Below are 18,635 nucleotides of genomic sequence, written 5' to 3'. Positions count from 1 at the left end.
CAGCCGATCAGGGCACCCCGCAGAGTCGTGGTGCGACCTCCAGCCTTTCCGGGCCATCGGTTCTGATCGACAGACCATCGGTTGTCATGCTGGGGCCCGAGACGGTCTCGCGCCAGGTTGCCGTTCGCCCCGCCAATGGCGCGACGGCGCGGATCAGTGCACCAAGCGGTGTGCCTTCGGCACCGAGCGGGCCATCGGGCATCGCCAGCGAAACGCTTTCGACCCCGGCTCGTGCCGCAGCGGCCAGCACGCCAAACGCATGAACCGCAGCAAAGCCGGTCCTCTGGCGGAGATCGACCATCGCCATCGGCAGTCTCAGCCCGTCGGGGTTGGGCACCACCGACCGGCCATAGGGGTTCGACCGCATGCCGATCGAAAAGAGCCCCAGATGCAGCGGTTTGCCTGGGGCGAGGGCCTTGGCCGAGGCGAAGATGGCCGGCAGGGCTTCGCGCGTTGCAATGACCGAGTCGTCGTCAGCGGCATGCACGATCGCGGTCGTGCCGAAGGTCGCGTAGTCGGCCGAAAGGTCCGGCGGGCAGCGGTTGAATTCGGTGAAGTTGGTCAGGCTTCCCGTGCCGACCGGAACGCCGGGAAAGGCCGCGCGCAACGGCGCGATTGCGTCGCGCGGCGCGGGGCCGTCGGGCCAAGGGCCCTCGGGCTGATGACTGGCGAGATAGCTGCGCGGCAGGGCGACGACCCGCAGCGGCCGCAGTCCCAGGTGCAGCAACCGCCCTGCCTGGGCGTCCAGATCGGCCAGATCGTCGAACAGGATCTCGACCGCCACATCTGCCCGCTGGGCCAGAGCGGCGATCTCGACCTCGGGTGTCGCTGCCGAGACCCGCAGCAGGACCGGCACACCCGGGAAGGCCGCCAACCCCCGCAGCGACGACAGCCCCGGTTCATGCGCCAGCAGAACCTGCGGCAGTCGCCAGATACCCGCCACCGGCTGCGGCCGCGGCGGGGGCACCTCTGCCGCAAGGCCCAGTTCCAACGTGATCTCTTGAACGATCTCGCTGCCCGCCGCAATGACATAGGGGCGTGGCAGCGACAGCGGCCGGCAGTAGGTCTTGAAGCTGGCATCCGACCAGTTGCGCTGATCCTCCATCTCGAAGATGTCGCCCCTGAAAGTCAGCCCGACCGACACCGGACCGACGCGATGTGCGATCCCGGCGATCCCGCCCACCGGTTGCGCCGGGGCAATGCGTTCGGGAAAGGCGGCCTCGGACCGGGAACCGTCGGAATGGGTAACGGTCATCGGGGTGCCTGCAACCTCGGCCAGGGGATGTAGCACAACGAAACCGGCACGGTTCACCTCCATGTCGCGGTCAACGGCAAGCCGGAGAGCAAAGCGAATGCGGGTTTCGGCCTCTGCCTCGACGCGAAAGGTGCCCCGGAACCGGCCGAGCCTTTCGTCGAAGCGGCGAAGATAGCTGTTTTCTTCCACCTCCTCGGCCGAGGTGACGACGGGAACGGTTCCCCAATCCGCATCGCGCACAGGACAGGACAGGCCGCGCAAGACCTCGCGCCCGGCAAACCAGAGTCCGCGCAGTTCGCCCTGGCGGATCACCGCACGAAGCCGTCCCAGCGTGATCGCCGCCTGTTCATGCCAGTCCGTCACGGCTTCATATCTTTCCGTGGACGATCAGATCGGCGGCCTGACGGACCACCTTGGGCGAAAGGGCCTCGCGCCAGTCTGGCCGCATGATCCGCGACTTGCCGAATTCCAGCAGGCGCAGCGCGGCGTCCGACGGCACCTTGGGCGAATAGCCGAACCACATCGCGATCTCGACATTCAGGTGCCCGATCAGAAAGTCCTTCGCCGCCTCTCGGTCGATCCCGTAGCGGGTCGCGCATTCCTCGACCGCCTCGGTCATCGCGTCGATCATGCACATCGCAACCATTTCCGACAGGCCAGGCTCGAGGATCGCTAGCTGCTCGACACTGACGCGATGGGTCCTGGTCACGGGCGACCACATCGCCTCGCAGATTTCGACGCCGAGCGCATAGTGTTCTTCCGGCCCCTGCATCAGGGCGCAGACGATCGCCTGCTTGGCCACCCCTCCATGGTAGTCCCGGCGGGCTTCCCAGTCCGACTCGTCATTGTAGAGCGGCGGATGGCAGGGATGACCGACGAAATAGGTCAGGTCGGGACGGTCCTTGGGCAGGACATCGGCATAAGGCGCGGCCGCATCGAGGATCAGCAGCATGGTTCCTGCCGGCAGGCTGGGCGCGATCTCGGCCGCGACCCTGCCGATGATGTTGTCCGGCAGCGCCAGCACCACGACCTCGGCGCCCGGCAGGCCATGGGCAGCATCCGTTGCCGTGATACCCGCATCGGCGAGCCGCGCCCGGCCGACTTCGCCGATCTCGACCGCGCGCAGGTCATATCCTGCGTCGAAGAGCTTTTTGGTGACGCGAAATCCCATTTTGCCACCAGCGCCCAGAACCGCGACCGGTCGTGTCATTGCATCCTCTCCTGAACAGCGTCCGACGGGTGATATCCCCAGCGAATCATATTGTTAAAAAACACTAAGCAACATAGTATACCATTATGCCAGTGTCACCCCCCCAACCCCCGCTGTTAAACCCTCTCGTCAATGTTGCTGTTTCAACTGTCGTCCTGGACGGCAGGCCGTTGGAGCACGGACTCGCGCTTCTGGCGGAGGCCGGTGCTGTCGCGGTGGAACCTGCCTATATCGAAGGATACATGGCCTTCGACGAGGACAGCTTCCGTGAATCGCGCGCGCAAAGGCTTGCGCGCCTGATCGCGGTCAGCGGCCTTACGGTGCATGCAGTCTCGGCCCATACCGACCTGGGCAGTCCCGACAGCCACGAAAAGCTGCGCCGGAGGATCGGATTTGCGGCGGCGCTCGGTGCGCGGATCCTGATCTGCAATGCCACGACCGCTGATCGCACCCAGGACTTCCGTAGGGTCGTCACCGCTGTCCTGCCCGACCTTGCGGCGGCCGGCCTGACGCTTGCGCTCGAGAATCCCGGCCATGGATCGGACGCGCTGATCCCGGACGGCGTGCGCGGCGCCGCGGTGGTTGCCGCATTCGACAGCCCCTGGGTAAGGCTGAATTATGACATCGGCAATGCACTGACCTACGGTGCGCGCCGCGCGTCGGCAGCCGAAGATTTGCGCGCCGCACTTCCGGTCGCAGCCCATCTCCACCTGAAGGACCTCAGGGATGTCGCCGGAGACTGGGTGTTCTGCCCGGTGGGCCAGGGCGATGTCGGCTATGGAACAGACGTGCCGCTCGCAGCCATTCCGCCAGACGTGCCCCTCGGGATCGAGCATCCCATCCGGCTGTGGCGCCCGGCCCACGGCGATCCCAGGCGCCGAGAAGAGGTTCCCTCGGACAGCGCAGTCGTTGCAGCCGTGCGCAGTTCGCTCGAGTGGGTGGCGCGGTCAGCGTCTGGTGATGACCAGGGCCTGTCGACGTTCACCCGAGGCGAATGACTGTCGCAGCGACTGCGATGAAGGCACAGAAAATCCTGTCTGTCTTGCAGCACCGCGTGGCGATGCTTCCGAATTCCTTGCGCTTTTTCAATGAGGGTCTCGATCAGGTGCTGCCACTTGCAGGTGACGCGGTCGAACTCTGCCGTGACGAACCTGACCCATAGTGCTTCATTCCTTTCCTTCGAAAGGTTCGCACCATCAAACCGTGGGATCAAACACCAGTCTCCTTGGACTTTGTCGGAAGGCCACGACCGGCCGCTTTCGCCTATTGCGTCCGCTTGACAACGGTCCTTACGACCTTTCGCGCCAACGTGCCTTTCTGTCGCGCCTTGACGAAGCGATCAGGTCCGAATACCTACCCGGGGCAGAGCGGGCGTTGTGTAATGGTAAGACCCCTGCCTTCCAAGCAGGAGACGCGGGTTCGATTCCCGCCGCCCGCTCCAAGAAGCACTTGCCGACAGTATGCTGACAAAGCGCTCGCTCCTTGAAGAGCAACGCCTTGATTATGTTTGGTTTCGCACAAAGATCGCACTAGCCTTCCAAGCTGGAGACACGGGTTTGATTCCCGTCACCCGCTCCAGCCTCTTCCGGGCGGAAGCACTCTGTGTCCACGCCGGAAATTTCCGGATCGCCGTCTTTTCGCAAGGGTCCGGTTGCGGACCGTCCGGACACCCCGACCCCTGCGCCGAGACCCGATGCGGGCCGCAACGGAAGCAGGCCGTCCGGGCGTGTGATGCGGTGACAGGCCAGGAGTTCCCCCGATGACCGACCACGAGCCAGGCACCCAGTCCAACCATGATGCGCACGAGGAGCCGTCAGGCGGGACCCCTCAGAGATTTTCGCCCTGCGGCATGCCAAGGACATGGAAGCCGCCATCGACATGGATCACCTCGCCCGTGGTGCAGGCGCCGTAGTCCGAGCAGAGCCAGACCGCCGTGCCGCCGATCGCCTCGAGCGTGGCATTCGACCGCAGGGGGGCGTTCTCCTCGGTATGCCGGTAGGTCGCCCGCGCCCCGCCGATGGCCGATCCCGCAAGCGTCTTCATCGGCCCGGGCGAGATCGCGTTGACCCGGATCTTCTGCGGCCCGAGGTCGTTGGCCAGATAGCGCGTCGCCGATTCCAGCGCCGCCTTGGCCACGCCCATCACGTTGTAGTTCGGCACCACACGGTTCGAACCCTGGAAGGTCAGGGTGATCAGCGACCCGCCATCGGGCATCAGCGCCTCGGCGCGGCGGGCCACGTCGATGAAGCTGAAGCAAGAGATGTTCAGCGAATTCAGGAAGTTGCCCTTGGTCGTGTTGATGAAGCGCCCGGTCAGCTCCGCCTTGTCGGAATAGGCGATGGCATGGATGACGAAATCCAGCCTGCCCCAGCGGCGGCCGATCTCGGCAAACAGCGCGTCCAGGCTTTCCTCGTTCGTCACATCCGCGTCGATCAGGAAATCCGAACCCACGCTGGCGGCCAGCGGCTCGACCCGCTTGCCGAAGGCCTCGCCCTGGTAGCTGAACGCCAGTTCCGCGCCTTCCGCCGCCAGCGCCCGGGCGATGCCCCAGGCGATCGAGCGGTCATTGGCCACGCCCATGACCAGCCCGCGCTTGCCCTTCATGAGGTCTGCCATGGCGATTACCCGAGATATCTGGACATGACGAGGGTGGCGTTGGTGCCGCCGAAGCCGAAGCTGTTGGACAGGACCGAGTCGAGGTCCACGTTGTCGCGCATCGTGGTCACGATCTCGCCCGGATCCAGAGCCGGGTCGGGCGTGAACACGTTCGCCGAGGCGGCGATGAACCTGCCGTTCAGCATGATCAGCGAAAAGATCGCCTCCCACACCCCGGCGCCACCGAGACAGTGGCCGGTCAGCGACTTGGTCGAGGCGATGGGCGGCGTGGAGCCGCGGCCGAAGACGCGGCGGATCGCCTCGACCTCGGTGATGTCGCCGACCGGGGTCGAGGTGCCGTGGCTGTTGATGTAATCGATCTTGCGGCCTGCGGGCAGGGTGGACAGCGCCAGCCGCATCGCCCGTTCGCCGCCCTCGCCCGAAGGGGCCACCATGTCGTAGCCGTCCGAGGTGGCGCCGTAGCCGGTGACCTCGGCATAGATCTTCGCGCCGCGGGCCCTGGCGTGTTCCAGTTCCTCCAGAACCACGATCCCGCCGCCCCCGGCGATGACGAAGCCGTCGCGGTTGGCGTCATAGGTGCGCGAGGCGGTTTCCGGCGCGTCGTTGTATTTCGACGACATCGCCCCCATCGCGTCGAAGAGGCAGGAGAGCGTCCAGTCCAGCTCCTCGCCGCCGCCGGCAAAGACGATGTCCTGCTTGCCCATCTGGATCAGCTCGGTCCCGTTGCCGATGCAATGCGCGGAGGTGGAGCAGGCCGAAGTGATGGAATAGTTCACGCCCTTGATCCTGAACGGGGTGGCGAGGCAGGCGGAGACGGTCGAGGACATGCCCTTGGTGACGCCGAAGGGACCGATGCGTTTCGGCGCGCCGGTTTCGCGCACGATGTTGTGGGCCTTGAAGAAGGATTTGGTCGAGGGACCGCCCGAGCCGACGATGATCCCGGTCCGTTCGTTCGAGATGTCGGATTCCGACAGGCCGCTGTCCTTCACCGCCTGGTCCATCGCGATGAAGGTATAGGCCGCCCCATCGCCCATGAAGCGCAGGTCGCGCTTGTCGATGTGGTCTTCCAGCACGATGTTCGGTGCCCCATGAACGCGGCAGCGGAAGCCGTGCTCGGCATAGTCGGGGGCGAAGACGATGCCGGACTTGCCAGCGCGCAAGGACGCCTCGACCTCGGCGGCGGAATTGCCGATGGAGGATACGATCCCGATCCCGGTGATGACGACGCGGCGCATGGGGCCTCCCTTGGTGACGTGTGGTCTGTTTAAGGGAGTGGGGGGGAGGGGGCAAGGTGGTTGGGTCGCGCGGCGCTTGTCCGATGCCGGGGGACCGACTAATCTTGCCAGGACGGCACCCTCCCGACCCCAGACGCGATTTGACCAGGACCTGCTGCGGACCTTGTTCGACCGCGTCTACGTGATCAACCTGCCGCACCGGACCGACCGTCGGCGCGAGATGATGGCGCAACTGGCGATGATCGGCTTGGCGGATGATCCGCTGGTGCAGTTCCTCCCGGCGGTACGGCCCGCAGACCCCGGCAATTTCAGCTCGGTGGGCGAGAGGGGGTGTTTCCTCAGCCACCTCGCTGCGCTGCGGGACGCGGTGGCAGAGGGCCATCGCAGCCTCCTCATCCTCGAGGATGACGTGGACTGGACCCCCGCCGCGCTGGCGCGGAACGCCCGGCTTGACGCACTGCACGAAACCGACTGGGCCTTCCTGCACGGCGGGCGCGGCCACGACCGGGCCGCGTCGGACGGGGCGATACGGCTGGAGCCGCTAAGCCCGGATCGGGACCTGCTTCTGAGCCATTTCATCGGCCTGCGGGGCGAAGTGATCTTCCGGTTGGTCGATCATCTGGAGGCGATGCTCCAGCGCCCCAGGGGCGCGGCCGAGGGCGGGCCGATGCCCGTGGACGGGGCCTATTCCTGGTTCCGCCGCGCGCATCCCGAGGTGGCGTCCTATGTCTGCACCCCTTCGATCGCGCAGCAGAGATCAAGCCGGTCTGACATCTCGGTGCCGACGGGCTGGCGGGCCACCAGGACCGCCGATTGGGCGCGCCGGGTGCTGCGGCCGGTCAGGGCGCTGTTGCGGAGGAGATGGCAGCAGTCAGGCTGGGTCGCGGGCGCTGTTCAGGGCGATGTCCGGGCGATGGCGGCAATGCGTTCGGTCTCCTTGCGGTCGGCCATCGTGGGGCCTCCGAAGGACAGCCGGACCCCGATGAAGTACCAGCGGAAGAGCCATGGGGCGGCAAGGATCGTGATGGCAGATGCGCAGCCGGTGACGGCAAAACATGCGACCAAGCCATAAACCTGGCAAAGATCGGAAAAACCGCGCGTCGCCACCGCAATCGCGCGGTCTGTGGCGGCCGCAGCTCACTCTTGTGTCGCCAGAGCATGATCCGTTGCCGCAAAGCTCGCCAGCCGCCCCGGCGGGGGACTTACGCCTCGCTCAGCGCCACCTTCATGTCCTTCACCAGATAGATCACTTCGCCATCCGCCTCGACCCGGCCATCGGCCACTCCCATGGTCAGGCGGCGGGTCTGCACCGCCTTGGTGAAATCGACGTGGTACGTCAGCCGCTTGCGGTCCGGGCGGACCATGCCGGTCAGCTTCACCTCGCCCACGCCAAGCGCATAGCCGCGCCCCTGCCAGCCGCGCCAGCCGAGGTTGAAGCCGGTCAGCTGCCAGAGGCCATCAAGGCCCAGACAGCCGGGCATGATCGGGTTGCCGGGGAAATGGCAGTCGAAGAACCACAGGTCCGGGGTGATGTCGAACTCGGCCACCACATGACCCTTGCCGTGCGCGCCCCGGTCCTCCGAGATGTCGGTGATCCGGTCCATCATCAGCATGGGCGGCGCGGGAAGCTGGGCGTTGCCGGGACCGAAAAGCTCGCCCCTGGAACAGGCCAGAAGCGCTTCCTTGTCGAAGAAGGTCGGATACGACGCCATCCCTTGTGGTCCCCCATTTGCCCCGTCACCCTCCCTAGCATCCGGCGGCAAAGACTGGCAAGTCTGGCGGGCGCGCGCAGGGCGACAGGCAGGACGGGTTCGCAGCGGTCGGCACGGCCATCGGGTGGGTGAACCCGGCGCAAGAGATTGCCAGGGCGGCCCGGGGCCGGATCGCCGCGCCGCGGACGCGGGTTGCGCCGCGGGTGGCGGTGGCGCCGGTCGTCGGGCCGCTCTGGCCCCGGATTCGGCAGGATTCTGCGGGGATTTCCCGCTGAAGGCCACGATTCCGCATTGAAACGGTCGGGATTGAGGCCCTATATCGGACTGAGTATGGAACGAGGCGGCCAGTGACCGGCAGGGAACGCAGCGCGGAATGGCTGAAGGCGGGGGGCTTGCGCCCGACGCGCCAGCGGCTTGCGCTGGCGGAACTGCTGATCGGCGACGGGATGAACCGGCATGTGACGGCGGAAAGCCTGTTTGCGCTGTCCGCTGATGCGGGCGAAAAGGTCAGCCTGGCCACCGTCTACAATACGCTGCGCGCCTTCTGCGAGGCGGGTCTGATGAACGAAGTCGTGGTGGATGGCTCGAAAAGCTATTTCGATACCCGCACCGACGACCATCCGCATTTCTACTGGGAAGACAGCCACACGCTGACCGATGCCCCGGCCGAAGAGCTGGAGATCGCCGCGCTGCCGCAGGTGCCCGAGGGCATGACGGTCAGCCGCGTCGATGTGGTGATCCGCCTGCGCCGCGCCGAGCAGGGCGCAGCGTAAAAAGGGCGGGGTTGCCCCCGCCCGCACTGGTCACGCAACCTGTCGGCTCACTTCGGAACCAGCACCGTGTCGATGACGTGGATCACGCCGTTCGACTGGTCCACATCGGCGATGGTGATCGTGCCGATGTTGCGCGATTCCGAATAGACCATCGCCTTGTCGCCCTTGAACTTCACCGACAGCGCGTCGCCCGACAGGGTGCGCAGGTTGGCAAAGCCGTCCTTGCCGACCTTGCGGCGCAGATCGGCCAGCTTCAGGTCTCCGGCCACGACATGGGCGGTCAGGACCTTGGTCAGCATCGCCTTGTTCTCCGGCTTGAGCAGCGTCTCCACCGTGCCGGCAGGCAGGGCGGCGAAGGCGTCGTTCACGGGCGCGAAGACGGTGAAGGGGCCGGGGCCCATCAGCGCATCGACCAGGCCCGCCGCCTTCACGGCGGCCACCAGCGTGGTGTGATCCTTCGAGTTCACGGCATTCTCGACGATGTTCTTCGACTCGAACATCGGCGCCCCGCCGACATCGGGGTTGGCGGCAAAGGCCGAGGTGGCAAGGGCAGACAGCGCGACGGCGCCAAGGATCGATTTCAGCGACATGGGACACTCCATTCCGGGACCAGCCGGACCATCCGGCTGTCACATTCAAGGGAACGGAGGCGTCGGCGCCGAAGTTTCGGTCAGGCGATCACGGCTGCGTGATGGGTCAGAACCACTGCCCCGGCTCCATCAGTCCGAGGTCCATCAGCTGCCGGCTGTTCCAGTCGAACCGCACCGAATTCGGCCAGCGGAAGGTCTGGATCGCGTGACGCGAGCCGGGATTGGTGCGCAGCGCCTTGGCGGTGCGGAAGGAACAGACCGCCGCGGTCAGGTTGTTGTGCCAGCGGCAGGAATAGGTGTTCATCTCTTCCTCCGTCAGCGTGAAGTCGGGCCGCAGCGTCACGCCCGGTTTCGCACGGAACAGCGAGATGCGGTCGATCCGGCGCCGGGAATAGGGGATGTGTTCCTCGAAACGCCAGCGCAATCCGCCGTGGAAATCCAGCTGGCGGTCCTTCGGCTGCCAGTCGTTCGCGGGGTCCTTCCGGGCCAGGGCATAGTATCCGGTGCGGTCCAGCCAGGCATCCTCCAGCGACACGGCATCCGGCGCGGCCCCAAGGTCTCCGGCGTAAAGGTCGATCACATAGGTCAGCATCGCCTCGCGCCGTTCCTCGGCGTGGAAGGCCAGCATCTCGCCGACGCGGCGCGTCTCGCAGAAGGGGAAGAACAGGTATTCGGCGTTGTGGCAGTAGTAGATCCACCGACCGGGCAGCGCCGCGGCCGCCCGGTTCACCGCAGCGACCAGCGCCCCTTCGGCAAAGACGTCGTGCCGCACGATGTGGACCCGCCCTTCCTGTTCGGGATGGACCTCCACCCCCTCGGGCGCCAGCAGCACGACATCGCGGAAGCCGATCTTCAGGTGGTGGTCGAGGGTCGAGTCCAGTTCGACCCCGTCCTCGGCCAGGATCAGCGCGACCGGACCCTTGCCGAACCCGGTCGGCGGGCGGTCGAGCAGGGCGGCAAGGCTGGCGTGGCGCATTCCGGTTTCCGTTGGCGGTGGGCGCGAAGGTCTGCGATCCCGCCCGCGGATGCAAGTCCGCGCGGTGGGCCAGGCAGAAGCGTTGAGGTGGGGGGCCGCTTGCGCTAGAAGCCCGGCAGTCCAGGAGACCAGGCCCATGACCGAAGCCAAGAAGCTGTTCGTCAAGACCTACGGCTGCCAGATGAACGTCTACGACAGCGAGCGCATGGCCGAGGCGCTGGGCGCGAAGGGCTATGTCACGACCGAGACGGTCGAGGATGCGGACCTGGTGCTCTTGAACACCTGCCACATCCGGGAAAAGGCGTCCGAAAAGCTGTATTCCGACCTTGGCCGGCTGCGGGCGCTGAAGGCAGCAAGGCCCGGCCTGAAGATCGGCGTCGCGGGCTGCGTCGCCCAGGCCGAGGGCGAAGAGATCCTGCGCCGCGCGCCGGTGGTCGATCTGGTGGTCGGGCCGCAGGCCTATCACCGCCTGCCCGCCATGGTCGAGGCCGGGGGCCGCATCGTGGACACCGAGTTCCCGGTCGAGGACAAGTTCTCCCATCTGCCCGAACGCCGCGCGCTGCGTGGCCCCACGGCCTTCCTGACCGTGCAGGAAGGCTGCGACAAGTTCTGCGCCTTCTGCGTCGTCCCCTACACCCGCGGCGCCGAGGTCAGCCGCCCCGTCGCGCGGCTTCTGGACGAGGCGCGCAAGCTGGTGGCGCAGGGCGTGCGCGAGATCACGCTTCTGGGCCAGAACGTCAACGCCTATCACGGCGAGGGGCCGGGCGGCACCTGGGGCCTCGCGCGTCTGGTGCGCGAACTGGCCGGGATCGCCGGGCTGGACCGCATCCGCTATACCACCAGCCATCCGAACGACATGGACGACGACCTGATCGCCGCCCATGGCGAGGTGCCGCAGCTGATGCCCTATCTGCACCTGCCGGTGCAGTCGGGGTCCGACCGCATCCTGAAGGCGATGAACCGCAAGCACACGGCGGAACAGTATCTGCGGCTGGTGGAACGCATCCGCGCGGCGCGGCCAGACATCCTTCTGTCCTCGGATTTCATCGTGGGCTTCCCCGGCGAGACGGATGCGGATTTCCAGGCCACGCTGGACCTGATCCGCGCCGTGGGGTTCGGCGCGGCTTTCAGTTTCAAGTATTCCGCCCGGCCCGGCACACCTGCGGCCGAGAAGGCTCCGCTGCCGGCCGAGGTGGCCGACGCCCGGTTGCAGGAGCTTCAGGCGCTGATCACCGCCCAGCAACAGGCCACGCAGGCGGCCATGGTCGGGCGCGAGGTCACGGTGCTGTATGAAAAGCCCGGCCGTCTGCCGGGGCAGATGGTGGGCAAGTCCGACCACCTGCATGCCGTGCATGTCCCCGACCCGGACGGTCGAATCGGTGAGATCGTAAGGGTGCGGGTCGCGGCCTCGGCCCCGAATTCTCTGGCCGGCGCCCTGATTTCGCGCGCGGGCTGACTGCATGTCATCAGATCCTGCTGGCAAGAATGCCGCAGTCGCGGCGCCGAAACGCCGTTCGGGCGCCGATCCTGGTATCTGCGTCTTCTCTTGGTCGGGTTTCGTCGGCAATATCCGCCCATTGCTGCTGCCGGGGCCGAACAGGCCCGAATTGCCGAAGTGGGGGACAGAATGAACATGGAAAGCAGGCTGCGGCTGGCGCTTTCGGCTTGCATCGCCGGGATGTGCCTGGTCGCGGCGCCGATGGCCTGGGCGCAGGAGGGCGCGGTTTCGGGCAAGATCGAATGGGGCGTCTGGATCGACCCGGACGGCTGCCAGCACTGGTGGGCGGATGGCGGGACCGAAGGCTACATGGTGCCGCGCCGCGACCCCAGGACCGGCAAGCCGGTCTGCCTGAAACAGGTCAGCTGCCTGACCGAAAGCACCGACACCTATTTCGCGACCGCCAGCGCCACGCTGACCGCCGCGGGCCGGGAGAAGCTTGAAAGATACTTCCGCCAGACGGGCGCCTTCTCCTTCTCGATCGAAGGTCACACCGACAGCCGCGGTTCGGAGGCCTACAACCAGGGACTGTCCGAGGCCCGCGCCGCAGCCGTGGCGGCGGTCGCGCAGTCGGTCGGCGCAGTGGTGGACAGCGTGACGGGCTACGGCGAAAGCCGGCCTGCCGCCTCGAACGCGACCGCAAAGGGCATGGCGAAGAACCGCCGTGTCGAAGTCTTCTGCAAGAAGGGCTGAGGATGATGACGCTTGCAGGATGCAGGAAAACGGGACGCATCGGCGTGCTGGCACGGGCGGGGCTGATCCTGGGATGTGGCACGCTTCTGTCGGGATGCGGCGGGCTGTTCGAGGGGATCGAGGGCACCAGGCCCTATTCGGGACCGGATTCGGTGATTGCCACCGCCCAGGACTTTGGCCGCGACGATTCGAAGCTGGTCGATGGCGAGGCGGCGATCGCCTATGATCCGGATGGATGCCAGGTCTGGATCATCGACGACGGTCTGGAAGGCTATTCCTCGCCGCGCTTCGACCCCAGGACCGGGCTGCCGGTCTGTGACGGCAAGTATCCGCCGGGAACGGTGATCGGCGTCTACGAGACGCGCGATGCCGGCATCCGCGACCGGGTCTCGGGCCCGGCCCGGGGCCACGGCAAGCCCTGAGGCGATCCGCGACCGACAGGAAAACGCAGGGCCCCGGCGACGCCGGGGCCTTTTTCTGTGCGTCATTGCGCCGACTGTCATCAATTCGGCATGATTCCCTACAAGACTTTGTGTCGGCATCGGGTTTCGCTTGCCAGATGCCGTATCCGGCTGCAAAGTTTTTTCGTGGCCCTGCAACAAGGAGACCCCTTTGGGCATCAGCGCGCTGACCCCCCCGTCCGCCGAGGATATCGTCGAGACCATCCTCGAATTTCCCGACAACCGGTTGCTGATCGATCTGTGCGGCGAATTCGACCGCAACCTGGCGCAGATCGAACACCAGATGGGGGTGCACATCCTGCGACGTGGCAACCGTCTGGCGGTTGTGGGCGACAGGATCACGCGCGACCAGGCCGCAGCGGTGCTGCGCTCGCTTTATGCCCGGCTGGAATCGGGGCGCAACGTGGCTGCCGGCGACATCGACGGCGCAATGCGGATGGGCCGCCCCGCCGGCGAGGCAGAGGGCGCCGAGCAGATCGAGCTTTTCTCGACAGGCATGGAACTGCGCACCCGCAAGAAGCCGATCGAACCCCGGACCGAGGCGCAGAAGGCCTATGTCGCCAACCTCTTCCAGAACGAGCTCGGCTTCGGCATCGGCCCGGCGGGCACCGGAAAGACCTATCTCGCGGTCGCGGTGGGCGTGACCATGTTCATCTCGGGCGCGGTGGAGAAGATCATCCTCTCGCGCCCGGCGGTGGAGGCGGGCGAAAGGCTCGGCTTCCTGCCCGGCGACATGAAGGAAAAGGTCGATCCCTACATGCAGCCGCTTTACGACGCGCTGAACGATTTCCTGCCATCGAAACAGGTGGAAAAGCTGATCCAGGAAAAGCGGATCGAGATCGCGCCGCTGGCCTTCATGCGCGGCCGCACGCTGTCCAACGCCTTCATCGTGCTGGACGAGGCGCAGAATGCGACCTCGATGCAGATGAAGATGTTCCTGACCCGCCTGGGCGAAGGCAGCCGCATGGTTATCACCGGCGACCGGACGCAGGTGGACCTGCCGCGCGGCACCGCCTCGGGCCTGGCCGAGGCCGAGCGGATCCTCAAGGGCGTGCGCGGGGTCAGCTTCAACTACTTCACCTCGAAGGACGTGGTGCGTCACCCGCTGGTCGGCCGGATCATCGAGGCCTACGAGGCGGACGAAGCGCGGGCCTGACCGGCGGCTGTCGGGCAGAGGGCTGGCGCGCGAGGCTTCTGTCTCGTCCTCGGGGCTTCAGCCCGCCTTCTCGGCAGTTGGGGGTTTCACCCCCAAACCCCCAGAGTATTTGTCACATGGGCAAGCAGCATTTGCCCATGTCCCAAATACTCCCGCCGGAGGCAGGTCACTTGCGCGCCGCGCGCGATTTGACGGATGGACGGCTTCGCGTTAGGGGCGGGGCATGGACCTGGTCGAGACGGTGATCGAAGACACGCGGTGGGAGGCCTTCGGGCTTGCGGCCCTGGCCGAAAGCGCCGCGCGGGCGGCCCTCGCGGGGCTGGGTCTGCCGATGGCCGGATTCGCGATCAGCGTCCTTGGCTGCGACGACGCGCGGATCGCCGCGCTGAACGCCGATTTCCGTGGCAGGCCGGTGCCGACGAATGTGCTGAGCTGGCCCTCCGAGGAACGGGGGGCGGACAGTGTCGGAGAGGCGCCGACACTGCCGGAGCCGGGCGACGTCGAGGACCCCGAACCGCTGGGCGACATCGCGATCGCCTGGGAGACCTGCGCGCGCGAGGCAGGTGAACAGGGCAAGCCCATGGCGGACCACGTCACCCACCTGATCGTCCATGCCACCCTGCATCTGCTGGGCTACGACCACATCGAGGACGAGGATGCCGCGCTGATGGAGGCGCTGGAGGTCCGGATACTTGCAAGCCTCGGGGTTTCTGACCCATATTGAGGCTCGCACCCGCTGGACGGGTGTTATCTCGGACAAAGGACCGATGGGCAGTAGCACCGACGGGTCTCCGGCAGCGCAGGCCGCGCTGGACGAGACCGATGATCCCGCCTCAGACCAGGGCCAGCGCGGCTTTTTCGGCAGGCTTCTCTCTGCCTTCAGTTCCGTGCCCGAACCGGCCGCCGGCCTGGCCGAGCCGGGCGCCGCACCTGCCTCGCAGGGGCTGCACGCGCTGCGCCGGATGCGGGTGGATGACGTGGCCGTTCCCAAGGCCGAGATCGTTGCCGTGCCGCTGGACATCGGCAAGGACGAGCTGGTCGAGACCTTCCGCCAGCATGGCTTCAGCCGGTTGCCGGTCTACAAGGGCACGCTCGACCATCCGCAGGGGCTGGTCCTCTTGAAGGACCTGGCCTTGCAGCACGGCTTCGGCGCCTCGGGCCGGTTCAGCCTGAAGCGGCTTCTGCGCCCCATCCTCTATGCGCCGCCGTCGATGCCGACAGGCGTCCTTTTGCAGAAGATGCAGAAGGAACGCGTGCACATGGCGCTGGTGATCGACGAATACGGCGGCGTGGACGGGCTGGTGACCATCGAGGACCTGATCGAGACCGTCATCGGCGAGATCGAGGACGAGCATGACGAGGACGAAGGCGCGCTGTGGAAGGAAGAAAAGCCCGGCGTGATCCTGGCGCAGTCCACCGCGCCCCTGGAAGAGATCGAGGCCGCGCTGGGCCTGGCCCTGCGGATGGGCGAGGAGGACGAGGAGATCGACACGCTGGGGGGCCTTGTCTTCCTGCGGTCCGGCCGGGTGCCGGCGCGCGGCGAGGTGATCGAGCACGAAAGCGGTGTCCAGTTCGAGATCGTCGATGCCGATCCGCGCCGGATCAAGCGGGTGCGCGTGCGCCTGCCCGAGGCGGTGGCCCCGGCTTCGGCGGCCGGGTAAGGCATGGGGCAGGGCTGGACCGAAGGCCGGCGGCGGCTGGTGCTGGCCTCTGGCCTTGGCGCCGTCGCGGCGCTGGGGCAGGCGCCCCTGGGGTTCTGGTGGGCGACGCTGGCGGCGCTGGCCGGGCTGGTCTGGCTTCTGTCCCGGGTGCCGGACGCGCGCGGGGCCTTCCTGACCGGGCTGTTCGCCGGGGCCGGGCATTTCGCCCTCGCGCTGAACTGGATCGTCGAGCCCTTCCTGATCGACATCGCGCGGCACGGCTGGATGGCGCCCTTTGCCGTGGTCCTGCTGTCCTTCGGCCTTGGCCTGTTCTGGGCCGGGGCGGCGGCCCTTGCCCGTCTGACCGCGCAGCCCGCACTGGGATTTGTCTGCTGCTTCGTCGCGCTGGAGTGGCTGCGGGGTGTCCTCTTTACCGGCTTTCCCTGGGCCATGGCCGGCCATGTCTGGATCGGCACACCGGTCGATCAGTTGGCCGCGCTGGCCGGACCATCGGCGCTGAGCCTTCTGACGCTTCTGGCCGCGGCCCTTCCGGTCCTGTGGCGCGGAAGGGGGGGGCTGGCCACGGCCGCCCTGCTTCTGGCCCTGGCCTGGGGGTTCGGCGTCTGGCGGCTGGCCCAGCCCCTGCCCGCCCCGCGCGAGGCGGTGGTGCGGCTGGTCCAGCCCAATGCCGCGCAGTCGCTGAAATGGGACCAGGCCCTGGCGGACGAATTCCTGGACCGGCTGCTGGATATGACCGCCGGGGCGCCGCCGGCAGACCTGACGCTCTGGCCGGAAACGGCGGTGCCCTACATGCTGGAATATGCGCCCTCGGTGGCCGGGATGGTGACGGCGGCTTCGGGCGGGCGGCCGGTCGCGGTGGGGATCCAGCGCGAAGAGGCGGGGCGGTTCTACAACTCGATCCGGGTGCTGGAGGGCGAGAGGGAAGAGACCGCGCGCTATGACAAGGCCCATCTGGTGCCTTTCGGCGAATACATTCCCCTTGGCGACCTTGCCTATCAGTGGTTCGGCCTGCGCGCCTTTGCCGCCCAGGCGGGGGCGACCTATTCGGCGGGGCCGGGGGTGCGGGTGCTGGACCTCGGGCGCTTTGGCAAGGTGCTGCCGCTGATCTGCTACGAGGCGATCTTCCCGCGCGAGGTGAACGCGATGCCCGAACGCGCAGACTGGATGCTTCAGGCGACGAATGACGCCTGGTTCGGCATCTGGACCGGGCCGTTCCAGCATTTCGCGCAGGCCCGCCTGCGCGCGGTCGAGCAGGGTCTGCCGCTGATCCGGGTGGCCAACACCGGGGTGACGGCGGTGATCGACGCCCGCGGCAGGGTCGTGGAGGCGCTGCCCTTCGGGACGATGGCGGCGCTGGATGCCCGGGTTCCGGGGGCGCTGCCGCCCACGCCCTACAGCCGCCGGGGCGACGGACCGCTGCTGCTGTTGCTGGCCGGTCTCGGCCTTCTGGCCATGTTCCGCCGCTGGCCCGCTGCCCATTGACGCCCCGACCCCTGCCGCGTAGGGAGGCGCATCTTGAACTGCCACAACGGCTTCCTGGCGTGGCGGGGATCATCCAACGGAGCACTTCCTCATGAGCCGCAAAGATTACGTCTTCACGTCCGAGTCCGTCTCGGAGGGCCATCCCGACAAGGTCTGCGACCGCATCTCGGATGCCGTCCTGGATGCCTTCCTGAAAGAGGAACCCAACGCCCGCGTCGCCTGCGAGACCTTCGCCACCACGAACCGCGTGGTGGTCGGCGGTGAGGTCGGGCTGTCCTCGAAAGAGGCGACGCGCGCCATGATGGACCGGATCGACGGCATCGTGCGCGACTGCGTGCGCGACATCGGCTATGAACAGAAGAAGTTCCACTGGGAAAAGATCAAGGTCCACAACTACATCCACGAACAAAGCGCCCACATCGCGCAGGGCGTGGACCGCGACGGGGCGGGCGACCAGGGGATCATGTTCGGCTATGCCACGACCGAGACGCCCGAGTTCATGCCGGCGCCGATCCTTTATGCCCATGCGATCCTGCGCCGTCTGGCCGAAGCGCGGAAGTCGGGTGCCGAGCCGACGCTTGGGCCGGATGCGAAAAGCCAGCTGACGCTGCGCTATGCGAACGGGAAGCCCGTGGAGGTGACCTCGATCGTGCTGTCCACCCAGCACACGTCCAAGCGCCAGACCTCGAAGGTCATCCGCAGGATCGTGGAGCCCTATATCCGCGAAGTCCTGCCCGAGGGCTGGATCACCCGCAAGACCGAATGGCACGTCAACCCGACGGGGACTTTCGTCATCGGTGGGCCCGATGGCGACGCAGGGCTCACGGGCCGCAAGATCATCGTGGACACCTACGGTGGCGCGGCCCCCCACGGCGGCGGCGCGTTCTCCGGCAAGGACCCGACCAAGGTCGACCGCTCGGCGGCCTATGCCGCGCGCTATCTGGCGAAGAACGTGGTGGCCGCGGGGCTGGCCGAACGCTGCACCTTGCAGGTGAGCTACGCCATCGGCGTGGCGAAACCCCTGTCGATCTATGTCGACACCCACGGCACCGGCCAGGTCGAGGCCAGCCGCATCGAGAAAGCCGTGGCCGAGGTCATGGACCTGACCCCGCGCGGCATCCGCACGCATCTGGAGCTGAGCCGGCCGGTCTATCAGCGCACCGCAGCCTACGGCCATTTTGGCCGCGCGCCCGAGGCGGACGGCGGCTTCTCGTGGGAGCGCACCGATCTGATCGAGGCGCTGAAGCAGGCCGTTTGATCGGGCAAGCCGTCCTTGTGGCATCGAGCCACGCGGACGGCCTCGCCACTTCGGGCTCC

At 67.0% G+C, this 18,635-nt stretch carries 18 protein-coding genes, 1 tRNA gene and 1 riboswitch; of the genes, 12 read left to right on the top strand and 7 right to left on the bottom strand.

The features are described from left to right. Positions 1-7: 7 nt before the first annotated feature. Positions 8-1,618, bottom strand: coding sequence for a D-apionate lactonase family protein (locus G8O29_RS01385; protein WP_166401434.1), 1,611 nt, complete (start codon positions 1,616-1,618; stop codon positions 8-10). 4 nt (positions 1,619-1,622) lie between these two features. Further along, positions 1,623-2,465 carry a phosphogluconate dehydrogenase C-terminal domain-containing protein gene (locus tag G8O29_RS01380; protein ID WP_166401433.1) on the bottom strand — a complete coding sequence of 281 codons (843 nt, stop codon included), beginning with the start codon at positions 2,463-2,465 and terminating at the stop codon, positions 1,623-1,625. Between the two features lie 86 nt (positions 2,466-2,551). On the opposite strand from G8O29_RS01380, the gene G8O29_RS01375 reads away from it, so the two are divergent. Both G8O29_RS01375 and G8O29_RS01370 read left to right on the top strand, forming a co-directional pair. After that, on the top strand, positions 2,552-3,463 hold the full coding sequence (locus G8O29_RS01375) for a sugar phosphate isomerase/epimerase family protein (RefSeq protein ID WP_302848552.1): 912 nt from the start codon (positions 2,552-2,554) through the stop codon (positions 3,461-3,463). Between the two features lie 369 nt (positions 3,464-3,832). Beyond that, a tRNA-Gly gene (locus G8O29_RS01370) sits at positions 3,833-3,906 on the top strand. 386 nt (positions 3,907-4,292) lie between these two features. Here the strand turns inward: G8O29_RS01370 and G8O29_RS01365 are convergent. Together G8O29_RS01365 and fabB are read right to left on the bottom strand one after the other, a co-directional pair. Next, entirely contained in the window at positions 4,293-5,081 is a 789-nt protein-coding gene (locus G8O29_RS01365) for an enoyl-ACP reductase FabI (protein WP_166401431.1), read from the bottom strand. Between the two features lie 5 nt (positions 5,082-5,086). Beyond that, positions 5,087-6,316, bottom strand: a complete 1,230-nt coding sequence (gene fabB / locus G8O29_RS01360) for a beta-ketoacyl-ACP synthase I (protein WP_166401430.1) — start codon at positions 6,314-6,316, stop codon at positions 5,087-5,089. A 163-nt stretch (positions 6,317-6,479) separates the two neighbouring features. Between fabB and G8O29_RS01355 the strand changes: the two genes are divergently transcribed. Further along, positions 6,480-7,388 (top strand): glycosyltransferase family 25 protein, encoded by a 909-nt coding sequence (locus G8O29_RS01355; protein WP_166401429.1) that lies wholly within the window; start codon positions 6,480-6,482, stop codon positions 7,386-7,388. A 130-nt stretch (positions 7,389-7,518) separates the two neighbouring features. On the opposite strand, the gene fabA is transcribed toward G8O29_RS01355, so the two are convergent. Continuing rightward, positions 7,519-8,028 carry a bifunctional 3-hydroxydecanoyl-ACP dehydratase/trans-2-decenoyl-ACP isomerase gene (gene fabA / locus G8O29_RS01350; RefSeq protein ID WP_166401428.1) on the bottom strand — a complete coding sequence of 170 codons (510 nt, stop codon included), beginning with the start codon at positions 8,026-8,028 and terminating at the stop codon, positions 7,519-7,521. 347 nt (positions 8,029-8,375) lie between these two features. On the opposite strand from fabA, the gene irrA reads away from it, so the two are divergent. After that, complete coding sequence (irrA, locus tag G8O29_RS01345; protein ID WP_166401427.1) at positions 8,376-8,801, top strand: iron response transcriptional regulator IrrA; 426 nt, start codon at positions 8,376-8,378, stop codon at positions 8,799-8,801. 47 nt (positions 8,802-8,848) lie between these two features. On the opposite strand, the gene G8O29_RS01340 is transcribed toward irrA, so the two are convergent. Next, the gene (locus tag G8O29_RS01340; RefSeq protein WP_166401426.1) at positions 8,849-9,391 is read right to left on the bottom strand and encodes a fasciclin domain-containing protein; all 543 of its coding nucleotides are present in this window, start codon (positions 9,389-9,391) and stop codon (positions 8,849-8,851) included. Between the two features lie 106 nt (positions 9,392-9,497). Beyond that, positions 9,498-10,367, bottom strand: coding sequence for a hypothetical protein (locus G8O29_RS01335; protein ID WP_166401425.1), 870 nt, complete (start codon positions 10,365-10,367; stop codon positions 9,498-9,500). Between the two features lie 136 nt (positions 10,368-10,503). On the opposite strand from G8O29_RS01335, the gene miaB reads away from it, so the two are divergent. The 8 genes from miaB (at position 10,504) to metK (ending at position 18,576) form a co-directional block, all read left to right on the top strand. Continuing rightward, positions 10,504-11,823 (top strand): tRNA (N6-isopentenyl adenosine(37)-C2)-methylthiotransferase MiaB, encoded by a 1,320-nt coding sequence (gene miaB / locus G8O29_RS01330; protein WP_166401424.1) that lies wholly within the window; start codon positions 10,504-10,506, stop codon positions 11,821-11,823. A gap of 171 nt (positions 11,824-11,994) precedes the next feature. Next, on the top strand, positions 11,995-12,558 hold the full coding sequence (locus tag G8O29_RS01325) for an OmpA family protein (protein WP_166401423.1): 564 nt from the start codon (positions 11,995-11,997) through the stop codon (positions 12,556-12,558). Between the two features lie 5 nt (positions 12,559-12,563). After that, positions 12,564-12,980: a hypothetical protein gene (locus G8O29_RS01320; RefSeq protein ID WP_207623603.1), complete on the top strand. Its 417-nt coding sequence runs from the start codon at positions 12,564-12,566 to the stop codon at positions 12,978-12,980. 190 nt (positions 12,981-13,170) lie between these two features. Beyond that, a complete protein-coding gene (locus tag G8O29_RS01315) occupies positions 13,171-14,175 on the top strand; it encodes a PhoH family protein (RefSeq protein WP_166401421.1) in 1,005 nt (334 codons plus the stop codon). 223 nt (positions 14,176-14,398) lie between these two features. Further along, entirely contained in the window at positions 14,399-14,899 is a 501-nt protein-coding gene (gene ybeY / locus G8O29_RS01310; RefSeq protein ID WP_166401420.1) for an rRNA maturation RNase YbeY, read from the top strand. Between the two features lie 43 nt (positions 14,900-14,942). After that, positions 14,943-15,836: a transporter associated domain-containing protein gene (locus tag G8O29_RS01305; RefSeq protein ID WP_166401419.1), complete on the top strand. Its 894-nt coding sequence runs from the start codon at positions 14,943-14,945 to the stop codon at positions 15,834-15,836. A gap of 3 nt (positions 15,837-15,839) precedes the next feature. Further along, entirely contained in the window at positions 15,840-17,318 is a 1,479-nt protein-coding gene (lnt, locus tag G8O29_RS01300; RefSeq protein ID WP_166401418.1) for an apolipoprotein N-acyltransferase, read from the top strand. A gap of 35 nt (positions 17,319-17,353) precedes the next feature. After that, positions 17,354-17,402: riboswitch (SAM-SAH riboswitch) on the top strand. A gap of 7 nt (positions 17,403-17,409) precedes the next feature. Continuing rightward, positions 17,410-18,576 carry a methionine adenosyltransferase gene (gene metK, locus G8O29_RS01295; RefSeq protein WP_166401417.1) on the top strand — a complete coding sequence of 389 codons (1,167 nt, stop codon included), beginning with the start codon at positions 17,410-17,412 and terminating at the stop codon, positions 18,574-18,576. Positions 18,577-18,635: the final 59 nt, after the last annotated feature.

This window comes from Rhodobacter calidifons, assembly GCF_011174775.1.
Classification (GTDB): domain Bacteria; phylum Pseudomonadota; class Alphaproteobacteria; order Rhodobacterales; family Rhodobacteraceae; genus Tabrizicola; species Tabrizicola calidifons.
Note: the sequence above shows the minus strand (reverse complement) of the source record. Positions and strands in the feature narration are given on the sequence as shown.